The sequence below is a fragment of the Burkholderia sp. Ac-20344 genome, from assembly GCF_017104975.1.
Taxonomy (GTDB): Bacteria; Pseudomonadota; Gammaproteobacteria; order Burkholderiales; family Burkholderiaceae; genus Burkholderia.
The window spans coordinates 20916-42679 of record NZ_JAAGPP010000075.1 but is presented as its reverse complement, the minus strand read 5'-3'; the positions used below and the strand labels follow the sequence as shown (position 1 = coordinate 42679).

Annotated in this window: 18 protein-coding genes; 8 read left to right on the top strand and 10 right to left on the bottom strand. The window is 69.1% G+C overall.

Going from position 1 to position 21764, the window contains the following annotated elements; translation table 11 throughout:
• A partial coding sequence (gene prpR, locus G3N64_RS22660) for a propionate catabolism operon regulatory protein PrpR (protein ID WP_205785911.1) occupies positions 1-1609 on the bottom strand: 1609 nt, incomplete at its 3' end.
• 170 nt (positions 1610-1779) lie between these two features.
• On the opposite strand from prpR, the gene prpB reads away from it, so the two are divergent.
• From prpB to prpF, 4 genes are all read left to right on the top strand, one after another.
• Positions 1780-2673 (top strand): methylisocitrate lyase, encoded by an 894-nt coding sequence (gene prpB / locus G3N64_RS22655; RefSeq protein WP_205785910.1) that lies wholly within the window; start codon positions 1780-1782, stop codon positions 2671-2673.
• A gap of 165 nt (positions 2674-2838) precedes the next feature.
• Positions 2839-4011, top strand: a complete 1173-nt coding sequence (gene prpC, locus G3N64_RS22650) for a 2-methylcitrate synthase (protein ID WP_205785909.1) — start codon at positions 2839-2841, stop codon at positions 4009-4011.
• A gap of 78 nt (positions 4012-4089) precedes the next feature.
• On the top strand, positions 4090-6684 hold the full coding sequence (gene acnD, locus G3N64_RS22645) for a Fe/S-dependent 2-methylisocitrate dehydratase AcnD (RefSeq protein WP_205785908.1): 2595 nt from the start codon (positions 4090-4092) through the stop codon (positions 6682-6684).
• Between the two features lie 26 nt (positions 6685-6710).
• Entirely contained in the window at positions 6711-7901 is a 1191-nt protein-coding gene (prpF, locus tag G3N64_RS22640; RefSeq protein ID WP_205785907.1) for a 2-methylaconitate cis-trans isomerase PrpF, read from the top strand.
• A 58-nt stretch (positions 7902-7959) separates the two neighbouring features.
• On the opposite strand, the gene G3N64_RS22635 is transcribed toward prpF, so the two are convergent.
• From G3N64_RS22635 to G3N64_RS22605, 7 genes are all read right to left on the bottom strand, one after another.
• On the bottom strand, positions 7960-8898 hold the full coding sequence (locus G3N64_RS22635; protein WP_205785906.1) for an alpha/beta hydrolase: 939 nt from the start codon (positions 8896-8898) through the stop codon (positions 7960-7962).
• Positions 8899-8931: 33 nt separating this feature from the next.
• The gene (locus G3N64_RS22630) at positions 8932-10086 is read right to left on the bottom strand and encodes an acyl-CoA dehydrogenase (RefSeq protein ID WP_205785905.1); all 1155 of its coding nucleotides are present in this window, start codon (positions 10084-10086) and stop codon (positions 8932-8934) included.
• A gap of 38 nt (positions 10087-10124) precedes the next feature.
• Positions 10125-11447, bottom strand: a complete 1323-nt coding sequence (locus tag G3N64_RS22625; RefSeq protein WP_205785904.1) for an MFS transporter — start codon at positions 11445-11447, stop codon at positions 10125-10127.
• A gap of 10 nt (positions 11448-11457) precedes the next feature.
• Complete coding sequence (locus G3N64_RS22620) at positions 11458-12510, bottom strand: porin (protein WP_205785903.1); 1053 nt, start codon at positions 12508-12510, stop codon at positions 11458-11460.
• 84 nt (positions 12511-12594) lie between these two features.
• Positions 12595-13395: an enoyl-CoA hydratase-related protein gene (locus tag G3N64_RS22615; RefSeq protein ID WP_205785902.1), complete on the bottom strand. Its 801-nt coding sequence runs from the start codon at positions 13393-13395 to the stop codon at positions 12595-12597.
• Positions 13392-14612, bottom strand: a complete 1221-nt coding sequence (locus G3N64_RS22610) for a CoA transferase (RefSeq protein ID WP_205785901.1) — start codon at positions 14610-14612, stop codon at positions 13392-13394. Before G3N64_RS22610 ends, G3N64_RS22615 begins: the two co-directional genes overlap by 4 nt.
• Positions 14613-14676: 64 nt before the next feature.
• Positions 14677-15459, bottom strand: coding sequence for a crotonase/enoyl-CoA hydratase family protein (locus tag G3N64_RS22605; protein ID WP_205785900.1), 783 nt, complete (start codon positions 15457-15459; stop codon positions 14677-14679).
• 134 nt (positions 15460-15593) lie between these two features.
• On the opposite strand from G3N64_RS22605, the gene G3N64_RS22600 reads away from it, so the two are divergent.
• Both G3N64_RS22600 and G3N64_RS22595 read left to right on the top strand, forming a co-directional pair.
• Positions 15594-16361, top strand: a complete 768-nt coding sequence (locus G3N64_RS22600) for a helix-turn-helix domain-containing protein (protein WP_205785899.1) — start codon at positions 15594-15596, stop codon at positions 16359-16361.
• An 86-nt stretch (positions 16362-16447) separates the two neighbouring features.
• Positions 16448-17500 carry a CaiB/BaiF CoA-transferase family protein gene (locus G3N64_RS22595; RefSeq protein WP_205785898.1) on the top strand — a complete coding sequence of 351 codons (1053 nt, stop codon included), beginning with the start codon at positions 16448-16450 and terminating at the stop codon, positions 17498-17500.
• A gap of 22 nt (positions 17501-17522) precedes the next feature.
• Here G3N64_RS22595 and G3N64_RS22590 read toward each other — a convergent pair whose 3' ends face one another.
• The gene (locus G3N64_RS22590; RefSeq protein ID WP_205785897.1) at positions 17523-17966 is read right to left on the bottom strand and encodes a PaaI family thioesterase; all 444 of its coding nucleotides are present in this window, start codon (positions 17964-17966) and stop codon (positions 17523-17525) included.
• 271 nt (positions 17967-18237) lie between these two features.
• Here G3N64_RS22590 and G3N64_RS22585 point away from each other — a divergent pair, with 271 nt between their 5' ends.
• On the top strand, positions 18238-19857 hold the full coding sequence (locus G3N64_RS22585) for a methyl-accepting chemotaxis protein (protein ID WP_205785896.1): 1620 nt from the start codon (positions 18238-18240) through the stop codon (positions 19855-19857).
• Here G3N64_RS22585 and G3N64_RS22580 read toward each other — a convergent pair.
• Positions 19830-20939, bottom strand: coding sequence for an AGE family epimerase/isomerase (locus G3N64_RS22580; RefSeq protein WP_205785895.1), 1110 nt, complete (start codon positions 20937-20939; stop codon positions 19830-19832). The genes G3N64_RS22585 and G3N64_RS22580 overlap by 28 nt on opposite strands.
• Before the next feature lie 115 nt (positions 20940-21054).
• Here G3N64_RS22580 and G3N64_RS22575 point away from each other — a divergent pair, with 115 nt between their 5' ends.
• Complete coding sequence (locus G3N64_RS22575) at positions 21055-21753, top strand: MgtC/SapB family protein (protein ID WP_205785894.1); 699 nt, start codon at positions 21055-21057, stop codon at positions 21751-21753.
• The last annotated feature ends 11 nt before the right edge of the window (positions 21754-21764 follow it).

Here is a 21764-nt window from a genome sequence, read left to right as displayed (position 1 = left end):
CGGCGGCGTCGCGCAGGCGTTCGGCGAGGCGCGGTTCGCGCCGTGCGGCCTGCATGAGCAGCGTGGCGGCGAGCGCCGGGATGTCGGCAGCGCGCTCGCGCAGCGGCGGCAGGCCGACGTTCAGGATGTTGAGCCGGTAATAGAGATCCGCGCGGAACGTGCCGGCCTCGACGGCCGCGAGCAGCGGACGGTGCGTCGCGGCGATCACGCGCACGTCGATGCGGATCGGCTCGGTCGAGCCGAGGCGGATCACCTCGCGTTCCTGCAGCGCGCGCAGCAGCCGGCTCTGCAGCGACGGCGGCATCTCGCCGATCTCGTCGAGAAACAGCGTGCCGCGGTGGGCGGCTTCGAACAGGCCGGTCTTGCCGCCGCGCCGCGCGCCGGTGAACGCGCCTTCCTCATAGCCGAACAGCTCGCTTTCGAGCAGCGCTTCCGGAAACGCGCCGCAATTGACGGCGACGAACGGGTAGCTGCGCCGCGCGGACAGCGCGTGCAGGCTTTGCGCGATCATTTCCTTGCCGGTGCCGCTTTCGCCGAGCACGAGCACGGTCGCGTCGGATTTCGCGTAGCGGCGCACGAGATCGCGCACGCGCGCCATCGGCGCTGATGCGCCGACCACGTCGTCGAGCGCGTAGCGCGCCGCGAACTGCTGCGTGGTGGGCTGCGAACGCAGCGCGCGGTCGAGCCGCTCGACCGCGCGCGATTCCTGGAACGTCAGCACGCTGCCCGACGTGACGCCGCGGTCGACGAGCGGCCCGCGATGCACGACGTAGCGCACGCCGCGCACGGTCGCGAGCGCGTCGCCGTCCTCGCCGCGCAGCGTGCGCAGCTCGGGCCTCAGGTCGACGAGCGCGCGGCCGACGGCCGCCGCGGGTTCGACCCCGAGCGCCGACGCGAGCCGCTCGTTGATCGCTTCCACGCGACCGCGCGCGTCGAGCGCGACCACGCCGTCGCGCAGGTGCTGGAGCAGGTTGTCGAGCCGCTGGCGGCGGAACGCCTCGGCATGCGTCGCATACGCGACTTCGAGCGCCGTATCGACGGCCTTGCGTACCGATGCGTGCGAATACAGGAACACCGCACCCATGCCGGCACTGGCCGCGAGATCGGTGACGAGGCCGGGGCCGACGATCGTCTCGATGCCGCGGTCGCGCAGGTCGTGCACGCAGGCTTCCGCTTCCTGCGCGGACTGATATGACGCAAACTGCACGTCGAGGCCGTACGCGGCGACGAAGCGGCGCACTTCGGGCGGCGTTTCCCCGGCGCTGACGAGCGCGATCCGCGACGCGTCGCGCCGTGCGCGCGCGAGCGCCTGCATCACGTCGAAACCGGTCGGCGACACGACCACCACCGGCACCTGCGCACGCGTCTTCAGGAAGCCGCCGTTCGAACCGGCCGCGACGATCACGTCGGGCCGCGCGGTGCCGGCCTCGGCGATCGCGCTGAGTGCATCTTCATAGGCGCGCGTGACGATGCGCACGTCGGCGCGTTCGTCGAATTCGCCGGCGATCTCGCGAAAGAGATCGCGCAGGCGGCTGATGCCCATCGCCCAGATGCGCGGGCGCACCGCGCGATCGGCCGGGCCGACGGGCTTGGTCGAGGAGAGGTCCATGACGGTCGATTATGCGCGTGAGATTTCATTTTTGAAACATGGAATTGCCAAATTGAAATCGCCAGGCGCTGCCTCGCCCGTGCCGGTTGCTTAAGAATCAGTGGGTTAGCGGCGTTGCGCGCGCTGGCCCGGTCCTTGCTGTTAATGGTCGTTCCTTCAGGAGGCCGTTCATGAGCAATACGCATCTTCAGAGCGCCGGCGCGAAATTCCGCGCGGCAGTCGCGGCGGAGCAGCCGCTGCAGGTGGTCGGCGCGATCACCGCCTATGCAGCCAAGATGGCGCAGGCCGTCGGCTTCAAGGCCGTGTACCTGTCGGGTGGCGGCGTCGCCGCGAACTCGCTCGGGATCCCCGACCTCGGCATCAGCACGATGGAAGACGTGCTGATCGACGCGAACCGGATCACCAACGCAACCGACCTGCCGCTGCTGGTCGACATCGATACGGGCTGGGGCGGCGCGTTCAACATCGCGCGCACGGTCCGTTCGTTCATCAAGGCCGGCGTCGCGGCCGTGCACCTGGAAGACCAGGTCGGCCAGAAGCGCTGCGGTCACCGTCCGGGCAAGGAAGTCGTGCCGATCGAGGAAATGGTCGATCGCGTGAAGGCCGCGGTCGATGCGCGTACCGACGACCAGTTCGTGATCATGGCGCGCACCGACGCCGCCGCCGCCGAAGGGATCGACTCGGCGATCGAGCGCGCGGTGGCCTATGTCGAGGCCGGCGCGGACATGATCTTCCCGGAGGCGATGAAGTCGCTCGACGACTACCGCCGCTTCAAGGCAGCCGTGAAGGTGCCGATTCTCGCGAACCTGACCGAATTCGGCTCGACGCCGCTGTTCACGCTCGACGAGCTGCGCGAGGCGAACGTCGACATCGCGCTGTACTGCTGCGGCGCGTATCGCGCGATGAACAAGGCCGCGCTGAACTTCTACGAGACGCTGCGCCGCGACGGCACGCAGAAGGCGGCCGTGCCGACGATGCAGACGCGCGCCGAGTTGTACGACTTCCTCGGCTATCACGAATACGAGCGCAAGCTCGACGAGCTGTTCGCGCAGGGCAAGAAGTAACGCGCCCGCGCGCCGGGATTCGGTTCCGGCGAGCGTTGCATGGGGCCGCACCAGGCGCTGAAGCGCCCAGTCCGGCCGACCGCGAAGCATGGGGCCGGACTAAGCGCTAAAGCGCCAAGTCCGGCCGACAGCTGATACCCCCGATACACATTGGAGAGCAGAAACATGAGCGAGACGAAAGACGCAGCAGCACCGGCCACCGCAGGCGCATTCAAGCCGAAGAAGTCGGTGGCGCTGTCGGGCGTGACGGCCGGCAACACGGCGCTGTGCACGGTCGGCAAGACCGGCAACGACCTGCACTATCGTGGCTACGACATTCTCGACGTCGCCGAATCGTGCGAATTCGAGGAAATCGCGCACCTGCTCGTTCACGGCACGCTGCCGAACCTGACCGAACTGGCCGCTTACAAGACCAAGCTGCGCGCACTGCGCGGCCTGCCGAGCGCACTGAAGGCGGCGCTCGAGCAGATCCCGGCGTCCGCGCACCCGATGGACGTGATGCGCACGGGCGTGTCGGTGCTCGGCACCGTCCTGCCGGAGAAAGACGACCACAACCTGCCGGGCGCGCGCGACATCGCCGACCGCCTGATGGCATCGCTCGGCTCGATGCTGCTGTACTGGTATCACTTCTCGCACAACGGCAAGCGCATCGAGACGGAAACCGACGACGACTCGATCGGCGGCCACTTCCTGCACCTGCTGCACGGCAAGACGCCGTCGAAGTCGTGGGTCGAGGCGATGCACACGTCGCTGATCCTGTACGCGGAGCACGAATTCAACGCATCGACGTTCACCGGCCGCGTGATCGCGGGCACGGGCTCGGACATCTACTCGGCGATCACCGGCGCGATCGGTGCGCTGCGCGGCCCGAAGCATGGCGGCGCGAACGAAGTCGCGTACGAAATCCAGAGCCGCTACAGCTCGCCGGACGACGCCGAAGCCGACATCCGCCGCCGCGTCGAAAACAAGGAAGTCGTGATCGGCTTCGGCCACCCGGTCTACACGATCTCCGATCCGCGCAACAAGGTGATCAAGGGCGTCGCGCACAAGCTGTCGAAGGAAGCGGGCGACCTGAAGCTGTACAACATCGCCGAGCGCCTCGAGTCGGTGATGTGGGAAGCGAAGAAGATGTTCCCGAACCTCGACTGGTTCAGCGCGGTGTCGTATCACATGATGGGCGTGCCGACCGCGATGTTCACGCCGCTGTTCGTGATCTCGCGCACGTCCGGCTGGAGCGCGCACATCATCGAGCAGCGCATCGACAACAAGATCATCCGCCCGAGCGCGAACTACACCGGTCCGGAAGACCTGCAGTTCGTGCCGATCGAAAAGCGCTGAAACGCCCACCGTGCACACCGGCCGCCCGCGTGACGGGGGCCGGCGTGCGCCGGACGCCATACCCGAGTTCCCCACATCATGAATACCGCCAACCGCAAACCCTTGCCCGGCACGTCGCTGGACTATTTCGACGCGCGCGCCGCAGTCGAAGCGATCGCGCCCGGCGCCTACGACACGCTGCCGTACACGTCGCGCGTGCTCGCCGAAAACCTCGTGCGCCGCTGCGATCCGGCGATCCTTGCCGATTCGCTGAAACAGATCATCGAGCGCAAGCGCGAACGTGATTTCCCGTGGTTCCCGGCGCGCGTCGTGTGCCACGACATCCTCGGGCAGACGGCGCTCGTCGATCTCGCCGGCCTGCGCGACGCGATCGCCGACGGCGGCGGCGACCCGGCCAAGGTGAACCCGGTCGTGCCCGTGCAGCTGATCGTCGACCACTCGCTCGCTGTCGAATGCGGCGGCTTCGATCCGGACGCGTTCGCGAAGAACCGCGCGATCGAGGATCGCCGCAACGAGGATCGCTTTCACTTCATCGAGTGGACGAAGAAGGCGTTCGAGAACGTCGACGTGATCCCGCCGGGCAACGGCATCATGCACCAGATCAACCTCGAGAAGATGTCGCCGGTGATCCAGGCGCACGACGGCGTCGCGTATCCGGACACCTGCGTCGGCACCGACAGCCACACGCCGCACGTCGACGCGCTCGGCGTGATCGCGATCGGCGTCGGCGGCCTCGAAGCGGAGAACGTGATGCTCGGCCGCGCATCGTGGATGCGCCTGCCCGACATCGTCGGCGTCGAGCTGACCGGCAAGCGCCAGCCCGGCATCACCGCGACCGACGTCGTGCTCGCACTGACCGAATTCCTGCGCAAGGAAAAGGTGGTCGGCGCGTACCTGGAATTCCGCGGCGAAGGCGCGGCGAGCCTCACGCTCGGCGACCGCGCGACGATCTCGAACATGGCGCCCGAATACGGCGCGACGGCCGCGATGTTCTTCATCGACGGCCAGACGACCGACTACCTGCGCCTCACGGGCCGCAGCGACGAGCAGGTGAAGCTGGTCGAGACCTACGCGAAGGCGGCGGGCCTGTGGGCCGATACGCTCGCCAACGCGCAGTACGAGCGTACGCTGACGTTCGACCTGTCGAGCGTCGTGCGCAACATGGCCGGCCCGTCGAATCCGCACAAGCGGCTGCCGACGTCCGATCTCGCCGCGCGCGGGATCGCCGGCCAGTGGGAAGAGAAGGCAGGCGAGATGCCCGACGGCGCGGTGATCATCGCCGCGATCACCAGCTGCACGAACACCAGCAACCCGCGCAACGTGATTGCCGCGGCCTTGCTCGCCCGCAACGCGAATGCGCGCGGCCTTACGCGCAAGCCGTGGGTGAAGAGCTCGCTCGCACCCGGCTCGAAGGCGGTCGAGCTGTACCTGGAAGAAGCGAACCTGCTGCCCGAACTCGAGAAGCTCGGCTTCGGCATCGTCGCGTTCGCGTGCACGACCTGCAACGGGATGTCGGGCGCGCTCGACCCGAAGATCCAGCAGGAGATCGTCGATCGCGACCTGTACGCGACGGCCGTGCTGTCCGGCAACCGCAACTTCGACGGCCGCATCCACCCGTATGCGAAGCAGGCGTTCCTCGCATCGCCGCCGCTCGTCGTCGCGTATGCGATCGCCGGCACGATCCGCTTCGACATCGAGAAGGACGTGCTCGGCCACGACCAGGACGGCAAGCCCGTCACGCTGAAGGACATCTGGCCGACCGACGAGGAGATCGATGCGATCGTCGCGTCGAGCGTGAAGCCCGAGCAGTTCCGCAAGGTCTACGAGCCGATGTTCGCGCGTAGCGCCGATGCGGGCGAGCGCGCGGCGCCGCTGTACGACTGGCGCGCGCAGAGCACGTACATCCGCCGTCCGCCGTACTGGGAGGGGGCGCTCGCCGGCGAACGCACGCTGCAAGGCATGCGCCCGCTCGCGGTGCTCGGCGACAACATCACGACCGACCACCTGTCGCCGTCGAACGCGATCCTGCTGGACAGCGCGGCCGGCGAATACCTCGCGAAGATGGGCCTGCCGGAAGAAGACTTCAACTCGTACGCGACGCACCGGGGAGACCACCTGACCGCGCAGCGCGCGACCTTCGCGAACCCGACGCTGATCAACGAGATGGCGGTCGTCGACGGCGCGGTGAAGAAGGGCTCGCTCGCGCGGGTCGAGCCGGAAGGCAAGGTCATGCGGATGTGGGAAGCGATCGAGACGTACATGAATCGCAAGCAGCCGCTGATCGTCGTGGCCGGCGCCGACTACGGCCAGGGCTCGTCGCGCGACTGGGCCGCGAAGGGCGTGCGGCTCGCGGGCGTCGAGGCGATCGCTGCCGAAGGGTTCGAGCGGATTCATCGCACGAACCTGATCGGGATGGGCGTGCTGCCGCTCGAGTTCAAGCCCGGCACGAACCGGACGACGCTCGGCATCGACGGCACCGAGACCTTCGACGTGATCGGCGAGCGCACGCCGCGCGCCGACCTGACGCTCGTGATTCACCGCAGGAACGGCGAGCGCGTGGAGGTGCCGATGACGTGCCGGCTCGATACGGCCGAGGAAGTGTCGATCTACGAAGCGGGCGGCGTGCTGCAGCGCTTCGCGCAGGACTTCCTCGAATCGTCGCAGGCGGCCTGACCGGGGCACACAGGGATAACGCAAACATGGCTCACATTCCTCAAATCAGGATTCCCGCGACCTATATCCGCGGCGGCACCAGCAAGGGCGTGTTCTTCCGGCTGCAGGACCTGCCGGACGCCGCGCAGGCGCCGGGCGCCGCGCGCGACGCGCTGCTGCTGCGCGTGATCGGCAGCCCCGATCCGTACGGCAAGCAGATCGACGGGATGGGCGGCGCGACGTCGTCCACCAGCAAGACGGTGATCGTGTCGAAGAGCACGCGGCCCGGCCACGACGTCGACTACCTGTTCGGTCAGGTCGCGATCGACAAGGCGTTCGTCGACTGGACCGGTAACTGCGGGAACCTGTCGGCGGCGGTCGGCCCGTTCGCGATCAGCGGCGGGCTCGTCGATCCGGCGCGCGTGCCGCGCGACGGCATCGCGACCGTGCGGATCTGGCAGGCGAACATCGGCAAGACGATCGTCGCGCATGTGCCGGTGACGAACGGCGCGGTGCAGGAGACGGGCGACTTCGAGCTGGACGGCGTCACGTTCCCGGCCGCCGAAGTGCAGCTCGAGTTCATGAACCCGGCCGCCGAGGAAGAGGGCGCGGGCGGGTCGATGTTCCCGACCGGCAACCTCGTCGACGATCTTGCGGTGCCGGGCGTCGGCACGCTGAAGGCGACGATGATCAACGCGGGGATCCCGACGATCTTCGTCGAAGCGGAAGCGATCGGCTATACGGGCACCGAGCTGCAGGACGCGATCAACGGCGATGCGAAGGCGCTCGAGAAGTTCGAGACGATTCGTGCGCACGGCGCGCTGCGCATGGGCCTGATCGACACGCTCGATGAAATCGCGACGCGGCAGCACACGCCGAAGATCGCGTTCGTCGCGAAGCCGGCCGATTACGTCGCATCGAGCGGCAAGCGCGTGAATGCGGGCGACGTCGACCTGCTGGTGCGCGCGATGTCGATGGGCAAGCTGCACCACGCGATGATGGGCACGGCGGCAGTCGCGATCGGCACGGCCGCGGCGATCCCCGGCACGCTCGTCAACCTGGCGGCGGGCGGTGGCGAACGCAACGCGGTGCGCTTCGGGCATCCTTCGGGCACGCTGCGCGTCGGCGCGGAAGCGCAGCTCGAGAACGGCGAGTGGACCGTCACCAAGGCGATCATGAGCCGCAGCGCGCGCGTGCTGATGGAAGGCTGGGTGCGGGTGCCGGGGGATGCGTTCTGACGGAGGCCGGTTGGTGCGGTGCAGATGCGGGCGGCTTCGGCCGCCCGCGTCGTTTTCGTCATCCGTGCAGGAACCGGCGCAGCGCGTCGTGGCTGAGGCGGCGTGCCGCTTCGGCCACGCGCGCGCCGGGCACGATGTCGAAACCGTGCACACCGCCGGGCAGCACATGCAGTTCGGTCGGCACGCCCGCGCGAAGCAGGCGCTGCGCGTAGTCGAGATTTTCGTCGAGGAACAGGTCGAGCGAGCCGACCGACAGGAACGCGGGCGGCAGGCCGTCGAGCCGCGTGGCGCGTGCGGCAGCAGCGTACGGCGACACGCCGTCGATGCCCGGCGCGTGACCGAGCAGCGCGCGCCAGCCGAACCGGTTGTTGGCCGCATGCCAGACGAACTCGCCGGCATGCGGGTGCGGCGTGCGCGTGCAGGTGCGATCGTCGAGCATCGGATAGATCAGGTGCTGGAACGCGAGCCGGCATTCGCCGCGGTCGCGTGCCAGCAGCGCCAGCGCGGCGGCGAGCCCGCCGCCCGCGCTTTCGCCGGCCACGCCGATCCGCGCTGCGTCGATGCCGAGCGCGTCGGCGTGGTGGAAGACCCACGCGAGCGCCGCGTAGCAGTCCTCGATCGCGCCGGGAAACACGGTTTCCGGCGCGAGGCGGTAGTCGATCGAGATCAGCGCGCAGCCGAGCTGCGTCACGAGCGACCGGTGCACGGCCTCGAGATCCTTCGCCGCGCCGCGCACGTAGCCGCCGCCGTGCATGTGGACGATCGCCGGGAGCGGTCGCGCGCCGGCCTCGGGCAGGTAGACGAGGACCGGCACGTCCGGCGCGCCGGCGGGACCGGGCACCGCGCGGCGTTCGAGCGTGCTGCCGGCGAGGTCGGGCGATGGCAGCGGCAGCACGCGTTCGCGCGACTGTACGAGGTTGTCGGCACTGAGCGTGACGGTCGGCCAGGCCGCGAGCAGCGGGCGGATTTCAGGATCGACGAGATGCAGGGTATCCAACGCATGGCTCCATCGCGACGGTGGGCCGCGCGCTCACAGCACGCTGCGCGCGACGACCCAACGGTGTACCTCGGTCGGGCCTTCGAAGATGCGCATCAACCGCGCTTCGCTGGCCATCTGCTGCAGCGGCATTTCCTTCGTCATGCCCATCGCGCCGAGCGTCTGCATCGCGTGATCGATGACGCTCGATGCCGTTTCGGTCGCGAACACCTTGACCATCGAGATCTGCGTGCGCGCGTCCTGCCCGGCGTCCACGCGCGCGGCCGCTTCGTAGGTCATGAGGCGGCACGCGTGGATTTGCGTGAGTGCGTCGGCGACCCACCACTGGACAGCCTGGCGTTCCGCGAGCGGCACGCCGAAGGTCGTGCGCTGTTTCGCATGGTCGCACAGCAGCGCGACCGCGCGCTCGGCGCGGCCGATGCACCAGGCGGCCATCTCCAGCCGCCGGTTCGCGAGCCGTGCCTGCATCGGCGCGAAACCGGCGCCTTCCCGGCCCAGCAGTTGAGCGGCGGGAATGCGGCAGTTCTCCAGCACGATTTCATAGGTGGACAGCCCGCCGATCATCGGGATCCGGCGCTCGATGATGAAGCCCGGCGTGTCGCGGTCGACGATGAACGCCGACATGCCTCCGCGCTTGCCTTTGCTCCGGTCGGTGAGCGCCATCACGATTGTCCAGTCGGCTTCGGTCGCATGGCTGATCCAGATCTTCCGGCCGTTCAGCACCCAGCTGTCGCCGTCACGCAAGGCCGTCGTGGACAACGCACTGGGATCCGAGCCGGCGCCCGGCTCGGAGATCGCCATCGCGGCACGCGTGACGCCGCGTGCGTACGGGGCGAGATAGCGCGCGCGCTGCGCGTCGTCGGCCACTTCGCACAGCATGCGCAGGTTCGGCGAGTCCGGCGGCAGGATGTACGGGGTCACAGTTGTGCCGATCGCTTCGTTCACGCCGACCATCGCGATGGCCGGCAGGTCGGCGCCGCCTGCGTCGAGCGGTGCGTCGAGCCCCCACAGGCCGAGCTGCCGCGAGCGCTCGTCGAGGTGCGCGCGCTCGTCGGCGAGCAGCCCGAAGCGCTGGCCGTCGGCCTCGCGCGCCATCACGGCCGCTTCGAGCGGAATCAGTTCGTCCTTCACGAAGCGTGCGACGAGGTCCCGGATCATCCGGTGATCGAGTTCGAGTTCGAAATTCATGAGAGTCGATGAGAGTGAGGGAGGAAATGCCGACGCGGTCAGCCCGCGTCCGGACGAGACGATGCGCGGGCGCGCAGCGTGCCGAGCAACGCGATGGCACCGGCCGCGAGCAGCGCGGCGTTGAAATAGAGTCCGCCGCGCATCGACCCGGTGGCCGTGTTGAGCACGCCCATCAGGAACGGGCTCGCGAACCCGCCGATCGCGCCGGACATCGTGATCGCCGCAATCGCGACCGCCATCGAGCGCTTCGGCAGCGCGAGTCCCGGCAGCACCCAGAACGCCGGTAGCGCCGCGGCATGCGTGGCGACCGCGAGGCAGAGCGCGAGCATCAGGTGCGGCGTGCCGCCGATGCTCGCCAGCCCGGCGAGCGCCGCCGCGCACGCGATCATTGCGATCGCGCCATGTCCGCGCCATTCGCGCCGGCGCTCGGTGCGCCAGCCCATCCCGAGCATGCCGACGATGCCGCACAGGTAGGGCAGCGCGGACAGCAGCCCGATCTGCATCGCGCCATGCAGGCCGCCGCGATGCAGGATTACGGGCATCCAGAACACCAGTGCATAGCCGGCGGCCGCGATCGCGAAATTGGCCGCGCACAGCAGCCAGAAATCGCGGTGGGCGAGCAGCGGCCGCGACGCGTTCGCATCGGGCGTGCCGGCTTCGGCTTGCGTGTGCGCGGCGCGTAGCGCGGCCTTGTCGGCGTCCGACAGCCAGCGTGCGTCGTCCGGCCGGTCATCGAGAACCCGCAGCGCGACGAGGCCGAGCACGCTGCTCGGCAGCCCTTCGACGAGGAACAGCCATTGCCAGCCGCTCAGGCCGGCGGCGCCGTCGAAGTACGAGAGGATGGCGCCCGACACGGGGCCGGCGATCATCCCCGCGAGGTACAGCGCCGTCATGAAGAGCGCGAACGCCTTCGCGCGTTGCTTCGGCGGATACCACGCGCCGAGATAGAACAGGATGCCGGGGAAGAACCCGGCCTCGAACACGCCGAGCAGGAAGCGGCACGCGTAGAACTGCGCGGGCGTCGTGACGAACATCGTCGCGGCCGAGCCGAGCCCCCACAGCACCATGATCCGTGCGATCGTCCTGCGTGCGCCGATCCGCGCAAGCAGTGCGTTGCTCGGGATCTCGAACGCCATGTAGCCGATGAAGAAGATGCCCGCGCCGAGCCCGTAGACGGCGTCGGAGAAGTGCAGTTCGGCCGCCATCTGCGCGTGCGCGAAGCCGATGTTGATCCGGTCGATGAACGACAGCGTGTAGCACAGGATCAGGAACGGCAGCAGCCGGCGCGAGATCCGGCGGTAGAGCACCGGCGTCGCGCCATCGTCGACGGCGGCCGGGTGGGTCGGAAGGGTCGGGGTCATGGACACTCCGTCAGAAGCGGTGAACGATGCCGAGCGCGAACACCTGTTCGGTGCCACCCGGTTGCGGCTGCAGGCCGACGACGACCGTGTTGCGGGCGTTGCCGCCGTTCTTCATATAGAGGTAGCGTGCGTAGAGCGACGTCCGCTTCGACAGCGGGTGGTCGTACCCGATGCCGAGCGCGGTCGCGTCGTTCGCCGAGCCTTTCACGTCGCGGCGCACGACCGACACGAGCACGCGATCGAGCGCACCGACGTCGATCGACGCGCCGGCACTCGCGGTCGAGAACGCGGGCAGGTTCGGCGCCGTGCCGACGCCATAGAGAAACGCGGCGTACAGCTTGACGTGCGCGAACGCGTAGTTGGCCGCGAACACGTAGTGGCGGGTCGTCGACGGGGACACGACGGGCGACGGGTTGCCGGCCGACGTGTCGCCCTGGAAGCCGGCGCCGACGTAGAGTCCGCCGATCCGGTACTGGAGCCCGGCGCCATAGTTGCGTCCGGCCTGCGTGGACAGCGCGTTCGGCGTCGGGAAGCCGTAGGTGGCCATCACGCGCAGGCCGTTCCAGTCGGGGCTCAGATACGACACCGCCTGGTTGAAGCGGGGAATCGGCGGCGTCGTGTTGGGGGTGATCGTGTCCGTCGACGTCGCGAGCAGCGCGAGCGGTGACAGCCGTTCGTTGAGCCCGAACGGATCGCCGTCATAGACGACGTAGAACGACGGCGTGTATTGCCGGCCGAGCCGGAGGTCGCCGTAGCGCGTGTCCTGCAGCGCGACATAGGCCTGCCGGTAGAACAGCGTGCCGCCCTGGAACGATCCGTCGGCCGGCGAGAAGCCGCTCTCCAGCACGAATTTCGTCGACGTGCCGCCGCCGAGATCCTCGACGCCCGTGAGCCCGAACCGGCTCGTCGACGCGCCGCCGCCGCTCTGCCGCACGCTCGACAGGCTGCCGATGCGATCGAATTCGACGTAGCTGTCGACGATCCCGTACAGCGTGACCGATGATGCGTGCGCCGATGTGGCGCATAGCACGCACGCGCCGACCAGGAATGCTTTCCGTTGCATGAAGGTGTCTCCGTTCCATGTTTTTTTCGCGCGCCCGCGTTCTGGGAGCGGTTGCGCGCGTGATGCCGCGGTGCTGCGCCGGGCTCAGCGTCCCTTGAACACCGGCTTGCGCTTCTCGAGGAACGCGCGGGCGCCCTCGATCCGGTCTTCGCTCGCATAGACGTCGGGGCCGACGTCCAGCCGCAGCGCAGCGGCTACCGGCAGCCCCTGGCTGCGTGTCGCGGTTTCCTTGATGCGGCGGATCGTGAGCGGCGCGTTCCCGGCGATCGTCTGCGCCAGTTCGCGCACGGTGTCGTCGAGTGCGGCGCCGGGGACGACGCGGTTCAGCAACCCGGCGCGCTGCGCCTCGTCCGCGTCGAAGCGGCGGCCCGTGAACAACAGCTCCATCGCGATCGCACGCGGCAGCATGCGCGGCAGCAGCACGCTCGCGAAGTTCGCGCCCATGCCGACGCGCGCTTCGGGCAATGCGAAGTACGCGTGGTCGGCGGCGATCCGCAGGTCGCACGCGAGCGCGATCTCGAAGCCGCCGCCGATCGCGTAGCCGTTGATCGCCGCGATGGTCGGCTTGCGCAGCTCGAGGATCAGCTCGTGCACGTTGCGTGCGAGCCCGCGCATCGGCTGCATGCCGCGCATCTCGGGGTCGCCGAGATCGACGCCCGCGCTGTACGCGCGTTCGCCCGCGCCGCGGATCACGATGACGCGGATCGACGGGTTGTCGTCGAGCGTGACGAGTTCGTCGCACAGCAGCCGGATCGCTTCGGCGGACAGTGCATTGGCGACGTGCGGTCGACGGATCGTCAGCCACGCGATGCCGCTTTCGTCGTTGCGCAGGATCGACGGGGCGTCGTCGCCCGTCAGCGAAGAGAACGCGCCGGATGGGGTCATGACGCGCTCCCGGTGGCGTCCGCACGCGTGTCGTGGAGCACGCCCGCTTGCCGCAGCGCGTCCCGGCGCGGCGCGTCGATGCCGAGCGCGTCGAGCACGGTGTCGGTGTCGGCGGCGAACGGCCGGGGCGGCCGGCGTATCGATCCGGGCGTGCGCGAGAGTTTGGCGGGGACGCCCGCGCCGGTGTACGTGTCGGTCTGGACGAACATCGCGTTGTGCGCGGCTTGCGGGTGGCCGAACGCATCGGCGACGGTGTTCACCGGGCCCGTCGCGACGCCGGCGTTCAGCAGCCGCTCGACGATGTCGTCGGCATGCAGTTCGGCGGTCAGCTGGCCGAGCAGCGTATCGAGCGCATCGCGATGCGCGACGCGCTTCGCGTTGGTCGCGAACCGGGGATCGCGCGCCAGCTCGGGCACGCCGAGCGTTTCGACGAGCCGCGCGAACGTGCGGTTGTTGCCGGCGCCGGTCGAGATCGGCTTGTCCTTGCACGGATAGACGCCGTACGGCGCGATCGCGCCATACACGTTGCCGGTCGCGACGGGCACGTCGCCGGTCGCCATCCAGGTCGTGCTGACCGGATGCAGCATCGACAGCGCGGTGCTGAACAGGTCGATGTCGACGTGCTGCCCGAGACCGGAGCGGGTCCGTTCGACCAGCGCGAGCAGGACGCTCGACACGGCGCTCAGGCCCGCCGCGTAGTCGACGACCGGGAACGGTACCTTCAGCGGCATGCCGCCCGGTTCGCCGTTGATCGACATGAAGCCGGCGAGACCCTGCGCGACGGCGTCGTAGCCCGGAAACCGCGCCAGCGGGCCGTCGGTGCCGTATCCGGAGATCGAGCAGTGGACGAGGCGCGGGAAGCGCTCGCGCAGGCAGTCTTCGTAGCCGATGCCCCAGCGTTCGAGCGTGCCCTGCTTGAAGTTGTCGATCAGCACGTCGGCCGTGTCGAGCAGGCGGAACAGCACGTCGCGCCCGTCCGGATGCGACAGGTCGAGCGCGAGATTGCGCTTGTTGCGGTTGAGCCCCCAGTAGTAGCTGGAGATACCGTTCGGCATCGCGGGCCCCCAGTCGCGCGTTTCGTCGCCCTGCGGCGGTTCGATCTTGATGACGTCCGCGCCGTGGTCGGCGAGCGTCTGCGCGCAGAACGGCCCGGCGTAGACGCGGCTCAGGTCGACCACGCGCACGCCTGCGAGTGCGCCTTCGTGACTGCTTGTCATGACGATGTTTCCTTCGATGTGGGATTCGGCTGGCCGGCATGCCGGCATGCGATGCGTCGCGGTTTCAACCGCGCGCGGCGAACAGTGCATTCACGGCTTCGCGGTGTTCGGGGGTGGCGTGCGCGAACGCCTGGTACGACGCCGACAGGTCGAGCAGCGTGTCGAGGCTCGCGTGGCGGCCTTCGCGCAGCAGCCGCTTGGTCAGGCGCAGCGCGGTGCCCGAATGCCGGGCGATGCGGCCGGCCAGTTCGTGCGCGTATGCCAGGAGGTCGCCATCGGGAACGACGCGCGACACGAGCCCGCAGCGCAGCGCGGCCTGTGCGTCCAGCGCATCGCCCGTGAACGACATTTCCGCGGCGACGGCGGCGCCGACGATCTGCGGCAGAAACCACGCGCCGCCGTCGCCGGGCACGAGGCCGAGGGCGATGAAGCTCTCGGCGAAGCGGGCGTGCTCGGCGGCGATGCGGATGTCGCACATGCACGCGAGGTCGGTGCCGGCGCCGATGGCCGGACCGTTGATCGCCGCGATGGCCGGCACTTCGAGATGCTGGAATGCATGCGCCAGCCGCTGGATGCCGCGGCGATAGCGCGTCCGGATCGCCGCGAGGTCGTGCGGGTCCGATTCCATGAACGCGCGCATCGCCTTCACGTTGCCGCCCGACGAGAACGTCGTGCCGGCGCCGGTCAGGACCAGCACGCGGATCGATTCGTCGCGGTTCGCGTCGTCGCAGCATTCGGTCAGCGCGTCGATCGCATCGATGTCCGAAATGGCGTTGCGAGTTTCCGGACGGTTCATCGTGACGGTCAGGATCGGTCCCTGCCGTTCACGGATCAGAAAGGCTGTCATGGTGTCTCCGAGAGTTCTGTCCCGCGGGGCTTCACGCCGCGGGCCGAAGCCTAGTATCGTCACGACGGTTGGCGGCGGGAAATTCCGTTCCACATATGTGGAGGGCTCGCCCGGTGGCGTGAGGAGACGACGGGATGAGCGGAAACGTGGTCAAGAGCGCGGCGCGCGTGTTCGAAGTGCTGGAGCTGTTCAGCGCATTGCAGCGGCCGCTGACCGTGCGGGAGATCGCCACGCGCTGCGGCTATCCGGGCTCGAGTGCGGCGGCGTTGCTGACCAGCATGAAGGCGCTCGGCTATCTCGCGTACGACGACGCCACCCATACGTATGCGCCCACTGCGCGGCTCGTCAATCTCGGCGAAGCGCTCGTCGATTCGACGGCAGGCAGCCGGCGGCACTGGCATGCCGTCGCCAAGCGGCTGGCGGTCCGCACGCGGGAGGCCGTCGTGACCGCGGTGCAGAGCGACTTGTACGTGCAGTACATCGATGCGGTCGAGGGCGCGCATACGATTCCGATCCAGTTCTACGCACCGATCGGTACGCGTCGCGAGATCTGCATGTCGAGCCTCGGCTGGGCACTATTGAGCCTGCAGCCGGACAGCGCGATCCGCCGGCTCGTGTCGCGCAGCATCCGCCGGCTCGGCAAGTCGGGCCGGACGATCGACGAGGATGTCGTGCTCGACAAGGTCGAACAGACGCGCCGGTTCGGCTATTCCTATTCGGCGCATACGGTCACGCAGGGCGCCGCGATGATCTCGATGGTGATCGCGGACGGCTGGAACGGCCTGCCGCTGGCCATGGGTGTGGCCGGGCCGGTCGAGCGGATCGACGCGCAGCGCGACGCGATCGTGCGGGCGATGCGGGAGACGCTGGCCGGGCAGGGGCCGGATGCCGCGGCAGGCTAGCCGGCCGGGGCTGGCGTGCACAGGCATTCGCATAGAATCGGGAGGTTTCGTTGCTCCTGTCCCGGCTGCATTTCAGCGAGGTCGCCATGCCATTGAACACGCCGCTTTCCGGCATCCACATCGTCGAATTCGAAGGTCTCGGCCCCGGCCCGCTCGCGGGCTGGATGCTCGCCGGAATGGGTGCGCGGATCACACTGATCGCGCGCCCGTCCGGCCGCACCAGTGCGCCGGACGCGCTGCGGGCCCGAGACGGCGATCTGCTGCGCGAAGGCAAGACGATCGTCGAACTCGACCTGAAGGCGCCGGCCGGCCGCGCTGCCGCGCTCGACCTGATCGCGCAGGCCGACGCGCTGATCGAGGGCTTGCGCCCCGGCGTGATGGAGCGGCTCGGCCTCGGGCCTGACGATTGCGCACGCCGCAATCCGACGCTCGTGTACGGCCGGATGACCGGCTGGGGCCAGCACGGCCCCCTCGCGGCCGCGGCCGGACACGACTTGAACTACGTCGCGTTGACGGGGCTGCTGTCGCTGTCTGCACCGCGCGACGGCCGGCCGGGGTTGCCGCCGACCGTCGTCGGCGACGCGGGCGGCGCGCTCGGGCTCGCGTTCGGAATCGTCTGCGCGTTGCTCGACGTGCGCGGCGGCGGCCCTGGGCGCGTGGTCGACGGCGCGATCGTCGACATCGTGTCGATGCTCGGTTCGCTGGCGCTGTGGGCGCGCGCGAACGGGCAACTCGACGGCGCGCAGCCGAGCCTCTTTCACGACGCGCCGTTCTACGACGTGTACCGCTGCGCGGATGGCGAATGCGTGACGATCGGCGCGCTGGAGCCGCCGTTCTATGCGCTGCTGGTCGAGCGGCTCGGGCTGACCGACGTCGATCCGGCGTCGCAGTACGACCGCGCGCGCTGGCCCGCGCTGAAGGCACGCTTCGCCGACGTGTTCGCGCAGCAGCCGTCCGCGCACTGGTGCGCGCTGCTGGAGGGGACCGATGTGTGTTTTGCGCCGCTGCTGAGCGTGGCCGACGCGGCCGCGCATCCGCACAACGCGGCACGCGGGATCTATCGTACGGATGAGAACGGCAACGTGCGGGCGCGCGTGGCGCCGCGGTTTCTGCCGTTGACGGGGGACGGGGCGGGTTAGCGCGAAACCGGCTGCCGGCCGCTCACGCCGTCTCCTCCGGCGCATCCGGCATCTTGCCGTCGCCGACGCGGTTGATCGTGCCCTGCGCGATCGCGACGAGCCGCTCGTGATCGCCGTCGATGACGAACACATGACACTGGCAGGTCGCATGATTCCGGCCCGCGTAAATGAGCTTCCCGCGGGCGACGAGCGTGCCGTTCACGGCCGGCCGCAGGTAGTTGATCTTGTATTCGGCGGTGATCACGCGCGGGCCGAGCGCCAGCGCGCCGGCGAACGTCAGCGCGTTGTCCGCGAGATAGCTGATGACGCCGCCGTGCACGAAACCGTGCTGCTGCCGCAGTTCCTCGCGCACGGGCAGGCACAGCGACACCTCGTTGTCGCCGATGTGCATCAGCTCCGTGCCCAGCAGCATGCTGAACGGTTGCGCACGCAATGCGCCGCGCGCGTGATCCGTGATGTCGGTCATCGAACTTCCCTCGAAATGAGTGCCCGCTTGCGCTGAACTCTAGGAAGGGGGATGCGGATAAGCAAGGAAATTCGTCCGCGTTTCCTGCAAATTCTGGCGCGATGCGACGCGATTATTGCGTCGAATGCCAGAGATATCCCTGTTTGCGGGCCATTCCGCGGAAATGCGCGGGCAACGTGCGCGTTGCCGCCATCCGTTCCTAAAGTCCGACGAAGAAATGCCGCTAATGCCGGGGCATTGCCTCATCGTCCGCTTTCCAGGAATCTCCCCCATGTTCGGAAAAATCAAGCTCGCGTCGGGTCTGCTCGGCGTGTTGACCGTGTTCTGCCTGTTCCTGTTCGCGATCGAGGCGCTCGGCTTCTGGGCGCTCAAGTCGACGCGCAGCGGCGTCGACGATCTGTCGAACATCGCGATCACGCAGGTCGATGCGGCCAGCCAGGCGACCCAGCAGCTGCTCGACGCGCGTATCAACCTGTCGCGCGCCGGCACGCGGATGGTGCGCGGCGGCCCGAAGCCGGAAGACATCATCCGCCATGCCGGCGCGTCGCTCGCGGAGGCGGACAAGGCGTTCGCCGCGCTGACGGCTGCGCAGCCGGTCGACGATACCAACCGCGCGCGCGTCGCGGCGCTCGTCGAGCGCTATCGTGCGCTGCGCGGCGCGCTGGGCGAACTCGTGCAGTTCCTCGACGCCGACAACATCCAGGCATTCCTCGATCAGCCGACGCAGAGCATCCAGGACGCCTATATCGCCGAGTTGCGCCGCTTCACCGACTACGGCGGCGCATCGAGCCGCACGGCGCTCGACACGATCGACGGCGGCATGCTCTGGTTCAAGTCGGTCGGCATCGTGCTGCTGGTGGCGATGCTCGTGGCGAGCGCGGCGATCTACGCGGCCGCGCGGCGCGTGGTCGTCGCGCCGCTGGAAGAAGCCGGCCGCCATTTCGAGCGGATCGCGCAGGGCCGGCTCGATGAAGTCGTGCGGGCGGGCGGCGTGTTCGAGATCGACCGGATGCTGCGCAGCCTTGCCGCGATGCAGACGAGCATCGCGGGCACCGTGCGCACGGTGCGCCACGCGTCCGACGCGATCCACCTCGGCGCGGGCGAGATCGCGGGCGGCAACGCCGACCTGTCGGCGCGCACCGGCACCCAGGCCGCGTCGCTCGAGGAAACGGCCGCGAGCATGGAGGAACTGACGGCGACCGTCCGGCAGAACACCGACAGCGCACGCGCGGCGAGCGCGCTGGCCGACGCGGCGCTCGAGGCGACGAGCCACGGCGGCGGCGTGGTCGACAACGTGATCGACCGGATGCGCGGCATCGCGCAGAGCTCGGGGCGGATCGCGGAGATCATCTCGGTGATCGACGGCATCGCGTTCCAGACCAACATCCTTGCGCTGAACGCAGCCGTGGAAGCCGCGCGCGCCGGCGAACAGGGGCGCGGCTTTGCGGTCGTCGCGGGCGAAGTGCGCTCGCTCGCGCAGCGCAGCGCGCAATCGGCGAAGGAGATCAAGGCGCTGATCGAGGATTCGGTCGCGCAGATCAACGGCGGGGCGGAACTCGTCGAGCGCGCCGGCGACGCGATGCGCACGGTGTCGGCGTCGATCACGCGCGTCGTGCAGACGATGTCCGAGATCACCGCGGCATCGGTCGAGCAGAGCGTCGGGATCGAGCAGGTGAACCAGGCCGTCACGCAGATGGATCAGCTCACGCAGCAGAACGCGGCGCTGGTGGAGGAGGTCGCGGCGGCGGCCGCGTCGCTGAACGACCAGACCGCGCACCTGATGCAGGCGGTGTCGGTGTTCGAACTGGGCGATGGCCGCGCCGCACGCGGCGAACGCGCGGCGCTGTCGGCCGCCGGGACGGGTTACGAAGCGGCCGGCAGCGCCGCGTAGGCGGTCGCGAGGTGGTAGGGCGTCGTCGACGGCATGTCGGCACGCGACACCTGCCCGTCCGCCGTCTTGCACTCGAACCAGCCGCGCGGATGCAGGAAACGCGCGGCGAAGCGTTCGATCTGCCGCGCGAGCGGCGCGGAGGCCGGCGTGCCGCCGTGCGTCGCGAGCGCGCGCAGGTATTCGGTCTGCGCCCAGATCCGCTGCGCGCCGTCGATGCACGCGCCTTGCGCGTCGAGCGACGCGCAGACGCCGCCTGTCTGCGCATCGACGCCGTATTGCTCCGCGAACGCGAACGCGCGCGCCAGCGCGCCGGGGAGCCCGGTCTGCGCGAGCCGCGCGCCGGCCGCATCGACCAGGTAGAACCACTCGAACTGATGGCCGGGCTCGAAACGGTTGTCTGCCGCGCCGAGCGGCAGCTCGGCCACGCAGCCGGTCACGGTGTCGACGAACGTGCGCTCGACGGCTTGCGCGGTGTGCGCGAGCGCGTCGTCGAATGCCGTATCGCCGAATGCATCGGCAGCCGCAAGCCACGCTTCGGTCAGGTGCATCAGCGGATTCTGCAGCGCCCCGCTGCCGGATGACGAGAAATCGGCGTGGCGCGCCGCGTCGAGCAGCGCATCGCCGGCGCGCGGCGCGAAACGGTCCTGAATCAGCGCGGCGGTCTCCTCGGCCGCCTGGCGCGCGGCGGCGTCGCCCGATGCCGCATACCACGCGGCACACGCGAATACGATGAAGGCGTGCGTGTAGAGATCCTTGGTCGTGTCGAGCGGCGCGCCCTGCGCGTCCACGCTGTAGATCCAGCCACCGTGGCGTGTATCGCGAAAGCGCCGGCCCAGCGCATCGAACAGCGTGGCCGCGTGCGCGGTGTCGCGGGCCTGCGCGAACACGAACAGTTGCCGGGCGCAGGCCATTGCGCGATAACGGCTCACGGGCAGCGGCGCGTGGGTGGCCGGATCGACGGCTTCGAACGGCAGTTGTAATGTGTGGTCGAACCCTGAACCCCGCCAGATCGGCAAGACGACGTGCGCGAAATGGTGGCGCAGCTGGGCGGCCTGGGCGGAAGCGGAGTCGAAAACGGACATGACGGGGTTGAGCGCTGGGTTCGAAACGTGTCGGCGCGGCCCGGAGGATCGGCGCGGCCGAGGCCAAGGATAAAACATTCCGCACGGCCGGCACCAAAAAAAGGAGATAAATCGCATGCTGAGCAACCTGGAACTCGTGATGCGGCTCGTTCTCGCGGCGGCGCTCGGCAGCGTCATCGGCTTCGAGCGCGAGCGCCTGTCGTGGGCGGCCGGCCTGCGCACGCACATGCTCGTTTGCGTCGGTTCGACGTTGATCATGATCGTGTCGGCGTTCGGGTTCGCCGACGTGCTCGGCAGCAGCGAGCACATCGTGCTCGATCCGTCGCGGATCGCCGCGCAGGTCGTGTCGGGCATCGGCTTCCTCGGCGCGGGCTCGATCCTGCTACGCGGCGAGATCGTGCGCGGGCTGACGACGGCCGCGAGCCTGTGGTCGGTCGCCGCGATCGGTCTCGCGGTGGGCGGCGGGCTCTACGTCGCGGCGATTTCGGCGACGATCATCATCCTGATCATCCTGGCCGGCATCAAGCCGCTGGAGCGGCGCTACTTCACGGTGCGCCAGCGGCGCCAGGTCGCGCTGACGGTCGTGAGCGGCGCGCTGACGTTCGATTCGCTGCACGCGGCGCTCGGCCCGGACAGTGCGCGCGTGAAGCAGTTCATCGTGCAGCGCGCCGACGACACGGGCGAGCACGACGAGGTGCGTATCGCGCTCGCGCGGGTGTCGGAACTCGAATACCAGGCGATCTGCGACAAGCTGCGCGCGCTGAAGGGCGTCACGCGTTTCGAAGAGGGTAACGGGCTGTCGGGCGACGAATAGGCTGAATCGGC

What these genes read in the sequence shown, in the direction of transcription:
- G3N64_RS22585 (WP_205785896.1), top strand. Translation starts at nt 18,238, where the DNA reads ATGTTCGGAAAAATCAAGCTCGCGTCGGGTCTGCTCGGCGTGTTGACC.
- G3N64_RS22580 (WP_205785895.1), bottom strand. Translation starts at nt 20,939, where the DNA reads ATGTCCGTTTTCGACTCCGCTTCCGCCCAGGCCGCCCAGCTGCGCCAC.
- G3N64_RS22620 (WP_205785903.1), bottom strand. Translation starts at nt 12,510, where the DNA reads ATGCAACGGAAAGCATTCCTGGTCGGCGCGTGCGTGCTATGCGCCACA.
- G3N64_RS22615 (WP_205785902.1), bottom strand. Translation starts at nt 13,395, where the DNA reads ATGACCCCATCCGGCGCGTTCTCTTCGCTGACGGGCGACGACGCCCCG.
- G3N64_RS22610 (WP_205785901.1), bottom strand. Translation starts at nt 14,612, where the DNA reads ATGACAAGCAGTCACGAAGGCGCACTCGCAGGCGTGCGCGTGGTCGAC.
- G3N64_RS22625 (WP_205785904.1), bottom strand. Translation starts at nt 11,447, where the DNA reads ATGACCCCGACCCTTCCGACCCACCCGGCCGCCGTCGACGATGGCGCG.
- G3N64_RS22590 (WP_205785897.1), bottom strand. Translation starts at nt 17,966, where the DNA reads ATGACCGACATCACGGATCACGCGCGCGGCGCATTGCGTGCGCAACCG.
- G3N64_RS22595 (WP_205785898.1), top strand. Translation starts at nt 16,448, where the DNA reads ATGCCATTGAACACGCCGCTTTCCGGCATCCACATCGTCGAATTCGAA.
- G3N64_RS22605 (WP_205785900.1), bottom strand. Translation starts at nt 15,459, where the DNA reads ATGACAGCCTTTCTGATCCGTGAACGGCAGGGACCGATCCTGACCGTC.
- G3N64_RS22600 (WP_205785899.1), top strand. Translation starts at nt 15,594, where the DNA reads ATGAGCGGAAACGTGGTCAAGAGCGCGGCGCGCGTGTTCGAAGTGCTG.
- acnD (WP_205785908.1), top strand. Translation starts at nt 4,090, where the DNA reads ATGAATACCGCCAACCGCAAACCCTTGCCCGGCACGTCGCTGGACTAT.
- G3N64_RS22630 (WP_205785905.1), bottom strand. Translation starts at nt 10,086, where the DNA reads ATGAATTTCGAACTCGAACTCGATCACCGGATGATCCGGGACCTCGTC.
- prpF (WP_205785907.1), top strand. Translation starts at nt 6,711, where the DNA reads ATGGCTCACATTCCTCAAATCAGGATTCCCGCGACCTATATCCGCGGC.
- prpC (WP_205785909.1), top strand. Translation starts at nt 2,839, where the DNA reads ATGAGCGAGACGAAAGACGCAGCAGCACCGGCCACCGCAGGCGCATTC.
- prpB (WP_205785910.1), top strand. Translation starts at nt 1,780, where the DNA reads ATGAGCAATACGCATCTTCAGAGCGCCGGCGCGAAATTCCGCGCGGCA.
- G3N64_RS22575 (WP_205785894.1), top strand. Translation starts at nt 21,055, where the DNA reads ATGCTGAGCAACCTGGAACTCGTGATGCGGCTCGTTCTCGCGGCGGCG.